The organism is Cohnella cellulosilytica, assembly GCF_042431195.1.
Lineage (GTDB): Bacteria > Bacillota > Bacilli > Paenibacillales > Paenibacillaceae > Cohnella > Cohnella cellulosilytica.
In genome coordinates, this window is sequence record NZ_JBHMDN010000059.1 from 1 (window position 1) to 1,256 (window position 1,256).

Consider the following 1,256-nt stretch of genomic DNA (forward strand, 5'->3'; position numbering starts at 1 on the left):
CGGCGCCCTGCGCCTTCAGGTATTCCCCGTAATGGAACGTTTCCAGGTCCATCGCCTGCAGCGCCGCGGGCAGATCGCCCTTCCGCTGCCGCTCCGCCAGGTAGGCGTTGAACTGCTTCATGCAGTCCTTGCAGAAGCAGCCGCCGTAGCCGATCGCCGTAATCGGCAGCTCGCATTCGTCCAGATGCACGCCGTGCACGCCCGCGTCGATCTGGATCTCGATGATTTTCTTCAGATACGCCCGCCATACCGGGTTGTTGCGGCACATCTGATAGCACTGCTGCTCGTGTCCGACGACCTCCACCCAGGCGGCGTGGACAGCCGTGCCGTCCATTTTGCGGGCGGCGCATTCCGCCCACAGATCGGTTACCTGCTCGCCGTCGCTGTTGACGAGCCCGTCCGGGAAGTAGTCGCGGAATGTCTTGGGGAACAGCTTCGGATATTTGTCCTGGCTGAACTCGCGCAGGCCGTACGTCACCTTTTTCCCTTCGCCGCGCATGATGTTCAGCCCGAGCAGCTTCGTCTCGTCCGCGCTGATCTCGGCCGGGAACTCCCAGCCCTGCACCTCGAACACGACGCCGAACACCTTGATGCCGTGCTTGTCGCATTCGCGGATAAATTCGCGATCGTTCATGTAGCCGTACATCCGCAGACGGGACGGCACCTCGCCGTAGGCCTCTTCCTCCAAATAGGGCAGCGACACGACGCCGCCTCCGAGCGCCGACCAGACGAGCAGCGTCGCCTCGTAGTCGACCAGGTCCTCCACCATCTGCGTCCTGCGCATCGGCAGGCTCGGATGATAGCAGTGCTCGTCCCGGTACCAGCCGTCGAAATAAATTCCGCGTTCCATCCCGTTCACCTCTCGTTTGTGCTTTTCCTTCCCGAAATAGAGCAAGGGGCACGGTCGCCCGGTGCCCCTGTGCGCGCCCTGCCGCCGATTAGATCTTCACGTAGGTATTGCCGGCCAGATCGACGCCGCGAGCCAATATGATTTCCCAGTTCTCGTTCTTCTCCGGAATCACCTTCGTGTCCGTGGAGATGAACCGCATCGTGTACCCGCACCGGCGGTACGGGCTCGTGTTGGCCGCCGCCCCGTGGATGATCCGCGAGTCGTGCAGCGAGCATTCGCCCGGCTCCAGCTCGAAGTAGACGGCCTTCGATTCGTCGATGTCCTTGATCTGCGCGTGGAACGTGTTGACCGACATGTCGACGTTCTCGTACTGCGAGAAGCCGTTATGATGAGTGCCCGGGATGAC

Annotated in this window: 2 protein-coding genes; both read right to left on the reverse strand. The window is 61.9% G+C overall.

Annotation, left to right across the window (positions count from 1 at the left end; translation table 11 throughout):
- A partial coding sequence (locus ACFFT4_RS30115; RefSeq protein ID WP_378052839.1) for a hypothetical protein occupies window positions 1-850 on the reverse strand: 850 nt, incomplete at its 3' end.
- Window positions 851-938: 88 nt separating this feature from the next.
- On the reverse strand, window positions 939-1,256 hold a 318-nt coding region (locus ACFFT4_RS30120), incomplete at its 5' end, for a phytanoyl-CoA dioxygenase family protein (RefSeq protein WP_378052840.1).